The organism is Mesorhizobium sp. M4B.F.Ca.ET.089.01.1.1 (assembly GCF_004022605.1).
GTDB lineage: Bacteria > Pseudomonadota > Alphaproteobacteria > Rhizobiales > Rhizobiaceae > Mesorhizobium > Mesorhizobium abyssinicae.
This window is the reverse complement of sequence record NZ_RZOS01000397.1, coordinates 1-5316: the sequence shown is the minus strand read 5'-3', so window position 1 is coordinate 5316 and position 5316 is coordinate 1. Positions and strand designations below refer to the sequence as shown.

General features: G+C 64.2%; 3 protein-coding genes and 1 pseudogene. All 4 read left to right on the top strand.

Annotated features, from left to right (window positions below):
* The coding region (clpA, locus tag EN780_RS26840; RefSeq protein ID WP_128275798.1) for an ATP-dependent Clp protease ATP-binding subunit ClpA at positions 1-2252 on the top strand (2252 nt) is incomplete at its 5' end.
* A 356-nt stretch (positions 2253-2608) separates the two neighbouring features.
* A complete protein-coding gene (locus EN780_RS26835; protein WP_128275797.1) occupies positions 2609-3439 on the top strand; it encodes an aspartyl/asparaginyl beta-hydroxylase domain-containing protein in 831 nt (276 codons plus the stop codon).
* A gap of 162 nt (positions 3440-3601) precedes the next feature.
* The gene (locus EN780_RS26830; protein ID WP_128275796.1) at positions 3602-4570 is read left to right on the top strand and encodes a helix-turn-helix domain-containing protein; all 969 of its coding nucleotides are present in this window, start codon (positions 3602-3604) and stop codon (positions 4568-4570) included.
* A gap of 143 nt (positions 4571-4713) precedes the next feature.
* Positions 4714-5316: pseudogene (gene adh, locus EN780_RS26825) on the top strand (aldehyde dehydrogenase); the annotation flags it as partial.

The window sequence follows — 5316 nt, the reverse complement described above, 5'->3', positions numbered from 1 at the left end:
TCACCGGCTATGACGAGGATTCCAAGCCGACCGCCGGTTTCCAGCGCGTCATCCAGCGCGCCGTCATCCACGTGCAGTCGTCCGGCCGCGAGGAGGTCTCGGGCGCCAACGTGCTTGTCGCCATCTTCGCCGAGCGCGAGAGCCACGCCGCCTATTTCCTGCAGGAACAGCAGATGACCCGCTACGACGCGGTCAACTACATCTCGCATGGCATCGCCAAGCGCCCCGGCGCGTCGGAGAGCCGCACCCCGCGCGGCGCCGATGACGAGCAGGGCGGCCAGAACGGCGCCGAGCCGCAGGAGGAGAACGGCAAGAAGAAGCAGCAGCAGGACGCGCTGACGGCCTACTGCATCAACCTCAACAACAAGGCCAAGGCCGGCAAGATCGATCCGCTGATCGGCCGCGAGTCGGAGATCAACCGCACCATCCAGGTGCTGTGCCGCCGCTCCAAGAACAACCCGCTCTATGTCGGCGATCCCGGCGTCGGCAAGACGGCGATCGCCGAGGGTCTGGCCAAGCGCATCGTCGAAGGCGACGTGCCGGAGGTGCTGCACAACGCCACCATCTTCGCGCTCGACATGGGCACGCTGCTTGCCGGCACGCGCTATCGCGGCGACTTCGAGGAGCGGCTGAAGCAGGTCGTCAAGGAACTCGAGGACTATCCGGGCGCGGTGCTGTTCATCGACGAGATCCATACCGTGATCGGGGCAGGGGCCACATCAGGCGGCGCCATGGACGCGTCGAACCTGCTGAAGCCGGCACTGTCGTCGGGCGCCATCCGCTGCATCGGCTCGACCACCTACAAGGAGTTCCGCCAGTTCTTCGAGAAGGACCGCGCTTTGGTGCGGCGCTTCCAGAAGATCGACGTCAACGAGCCGACCATCGAGGACGCCATCGAGATCATGAAGGGCCTCAAGCCCTATTTCGAGGAGTTCCACAAGGTCCGCTACACGAGCGAGGCGATCAAGGCCTCGGTCGAGCTTTCGGCGCGCTACATCAACGACCGCAAGCTGCCGGACAAGGCGATCGACGTGATCGACGAGACCGGCGCCTCGCAGATGCTGGTGCCTGAGGCCAAGCGCAAGAAGACGATCGGCATCAAGGAAATCGAAGCCACGATCGCCACCATGGCGCGCATCCCGCCGAAGACGGTTTCGGCCGACGACGAGAAGGTGCTGCAGGGTCTCGACGTCGAGCTGAAGCGCGTCGTCTACGGCCAGGACACCGCGATCACCGCGCTGACCTCGGCGATCAAGCTGGCGCGCGCCGGCCTGCGCGAACCGGAAAAGCCGATCGGCTCCTATCTGTTCTCGGGCCCGACCGGCGTCGGCAAGACGGAAGTGGCCAAGCAGCTCGCCGCCTCGCTGGGCGTCGAACTGATCCGCTTCGACATGTCGGAATACATGGAACGCCACACCGTCTCGCGGCTGATCGGCGCGCCTCCCGGCTATGTCGGCTTCGACCAGGGCGGCCTGCTGACCGACGGCGTCGACCAGCATCCGCACTGCGTGCTGCTGCTCGACGAGGTCGAGAAGGCGCATCCGGACCTGTTCAACATCCTGTTGCAGGTGATGGACCACGGTAAGCTGACCGACCACAACGGCAAGCAGATCGACTTCCGCAATGTCATCCTGATTATGACCACCAATGCGGGTGCGTCGGATGCGCAGCGCGCGGCGATCGGCTTCGGCTCGACCAAGCGCGAAGGCGACGATGTCGAGGCGATCAACCGGCTGTTCACGCCGGAGTTCCGCAACCGCCTCGATGCGATCATCCCGTTCGGCTCGCTGCCGGTGCCGGTCATCCATCAGGTGGTGCAGAAGTTCGTCATGCAGTTGGAGGCCCAGCTCTCCGAGCGCGGCGTCACTTTCGACCTGTCGCCGGACGCGATCGCCTGGCTGGCCGACAAGGGCTATGACGAGCGCATGGGTGCCCGTCCGCTCGGCCGCGTCATCCAGGAGCACATCAAGAAGCCGCTGGCCGACGAGGTGCTGTTCGGCAAGCTCAAGAAGGGCGGCACGGTGCGCGTCACCGTCGAGAAGAAGGAAACCGGCGAGACCGGCCTGAAGCTCGAATCGCTGGCCGACGAAGCGCCGGTGAAGCCGAAGAAGGAAGAGCCGGAAGAAGCGCCGAAGCCCCGCAAGGCGGCAAAGAAACCCACGGCCAAGAAGGCGGTGGCGCAGAAGCCGGAGCCGAAGGGCAAGGACGGCGGCAAGCGCAGCCTTGTGCCGCAGTTGCCGCGCAAGGGCTGAGGGCCCCCACGATCGAAAAAGCCCCGGAAACGGGGCTTTTTTCATGGTGCTGACAGCGAGCGCGAGGCTGGCCAAGCGAGGCGAAGCGCCGACGCATCGAATTCCCGGTCGGCGATGTCGTGCCGAAGAAGAAATGGGACGACCTCGGCCTGCCGGCAGCGCATTGACCTTAAGTGGAGCGGCCGACTCCAAATATTCTTGTTGGCAACAGCCGTCGACCATTCGGGCCGTATGCGACGGCATTGTGCCGAGCAACAAAAGACCTTATCAAGGCGCACGACCTGGGTGGTGGTCGCGGCCAAGAGCCTTTGGCGATAATCATTCGGAACAGGAATCGCGCCCGGCGCGAGCAACCAATGACAAAAACCCTTCGCAAATCCCTCCGCCAGCTGATCATAGCGGTTCCGCTTCTCGCGCTCGGCTTCTACTTCATCCCGATCCTGACGACGATCTGGATCGTCTGCGGCCTGATCGACGTGCTGCGCAACAAGAACAAGACCCTGTCGCTGTTCCGCGGTTACTTTCTCGGCAACGGCCTCTTCACCTGGCTGCTGTCGCCGTTCAACCTGCTGGTCGACCTGCTTTGCTACCGGAACCCTGGCGTCTGGAAGCTGGAGCAGTTTCCCGCCGACTATCAGCGCGAGGTCAACGAGGTTCTCGACGTCTTCAAGGCGCGCAAGGACGAGATCATCGCCGATATCGACGCCAATTTCGGCACCGGCCGGCGCGGCATGTATGTCTATCAGTGGTACGGCAAGCACAAGATCGACAACGTGGCGGAATTCAACAAGGATTTCAAATACATCAAGACCATCGCCGTGTCCGTCTTCAGGGGCAAGGAATCGACCTCCTGGCATTTCGGTCCGCTTCGGCTCAGCCTGCGCATTCTCTACAATTTGCTGCCGGTGAAGGCCGAGATTTTCGTCGAGTGCAACGACGCCAGGAACTACTGGCACGACAATCCGCTCTACATTTTCGACGACACGCTGCTGCACCGCTCGGTCAACGAGTATGACGGGCGGCGCTACTGCGTCTTCATGGACATCATCCGCCCGTCCCCGTTCCCGGGCCTGATCGCCGGTCTTCTCGCGATCGTCTCGGTCAGCGTCGAGCGCGTCAACGCCATGTTCTACAAGAACTGGAAGATGATCGGCTCCAGCAAGCCGAAGAAGGCCGGGGCGAACTGATCCTGGCCGTGGGTCGGCGGGCTGCCCCGGCAGGCCTGCAGCGTCTTGAACCATCGTCTTATAGCGCCGACTGGCTCTGATCCTTTAAAACTGCATATGTCGGATATATTCCTCGGAATATAACGACGGGCGGACGAGATCCGCCGCCGGGAGGATAGGGTTTTGAGCGGGCGGCAGACAGCCGATCATGCGGATCATGTCCAGGCCTCGATCGCCAGGAGCGACGCGGCCCATTCGGCGCTGGTCGCCTCATGGCGGCGCTCTCTCCAGCTGCACCGTCTCGATCCGGCCGAGCGCAAGGCGCCGAGGCGGTTGACCGAAGCCGAGCTGATGCTGGCCAGGCAGCGCATGGAGCCACTGGCCCGCGCCGCCGAGGCAAGTCTCAACCGGCTCTATCTCGCGGTCGGCGGCGTCGGCTGCTGTGTGATGCTGGCCGACCGGAATGGCATCCCCATCGAGCGCAGGGGCGCGGTCGCCGACGACGAGACATTCGACGAATGGGGCCTTTGGACCGGCACGGTCTGGAGCGAGGACGCCGAGGGCACCAACGGAATCGGAACCTGCATCGCCGAACAACGGGCGCTGACCATCCATCGCGACCAGCATTTCTTCTCGCGCAACACTTTGCTCAGCTGCACCACGGCGCCGGTCTACGACCACGAAGGCAATCTGGCGGCAGCGCTCGACGTGTCGTCCTGCCGGTCGGATCTGACGGAAGGTTTTGTCCAGCTCATCGCGGTTGCGGTCGGTGACGCCGCCCGCCGGATCGAGGCGGAGAATTTCCGCATGGTGTACTCCAACGCCCGCATCCTGCTCGCTCCGGTCGCCGAGCGCGGCGCCGGCGCGTTCATTGCCGTCGATGCCGACGATCTGGTTGTCGGTGCGACGCGCTCCGCGCGTCTTGCGCTCGGCATAACCCGAGAAGCCCTTGCCAAGGGGCTGCTTGCCGCCGATCTCCTCGGCGATGCAGCCAAAACCTCCGAGGATTTGGATGATGCCGAGCGCGGGGTGCTGCAGCGCGCAATTGCGCGCACCGGCGGCAACGTCTCCGCCGCGGCCCAGAACCTCGGCATTTCCCGCGCCACGCTGCACCGCAAGCTCGCCCGTTTCGGCATCCACCGCACCCATTGATTTTCCCGGACCCGACCTGTCGCAGTTCTGCGACACTCGGCGGCTGCGATCGTCCGACCCCGGGCTGACAAGCTAAAAGCCATCCGCGACTGTCTCCCGCGACGCGACACATTCCGTGGCGCTGTTTTGCTGGGAGGCAGACAATGAACAAGGTGGAATTTTCCCGCACGGCCAAGGTTCCCTTCGCCACGCGCTACGACAACTTCATCGGCGGCAAATGGGTGGCGCCGCTCTCCGGAAAGTACTTTGAGAACATCTCGCCGGTGACCGGCGGGCCGCTGGGCGAGGTCGCCCGGTCGGACGCCAGCGACATCGAGGCGGCGCTCGACGCCGCGCACAAGGCCAAGGACGCCTGGGGCAGGACAAGTCCAGCCGCCCGCGCGCTCATCCTCAACCGCATCGCAGACCGCATGGAAGAGAATCTCGACCTGCTGGCGCTGGCCGAGACCTGGGACAACGGCAAGCCGATCCGTGAGACGACCGCGGCCGACCTGCCCCTGGCCATCGACCATTTCCGCTATTTCGCCGGCGTTCTGCGCAGCCAGGAGGGTTCGATCTCCGAGATCGACCACGACACCGTCGCCTATCATTTTCACGAACCGCTCGGCGTCGTCGGCCAGATCATCCCTTGGAATTTCCCGCTGCTTATGGCGGTGTGGAAGCTGGCGCCGGCGCTCGCCGCCGGAAATTGCGTGGTGCTGAAGCCGGCCGAGCAGACACCGGCGACCATCATGCTGTGGGCCGAC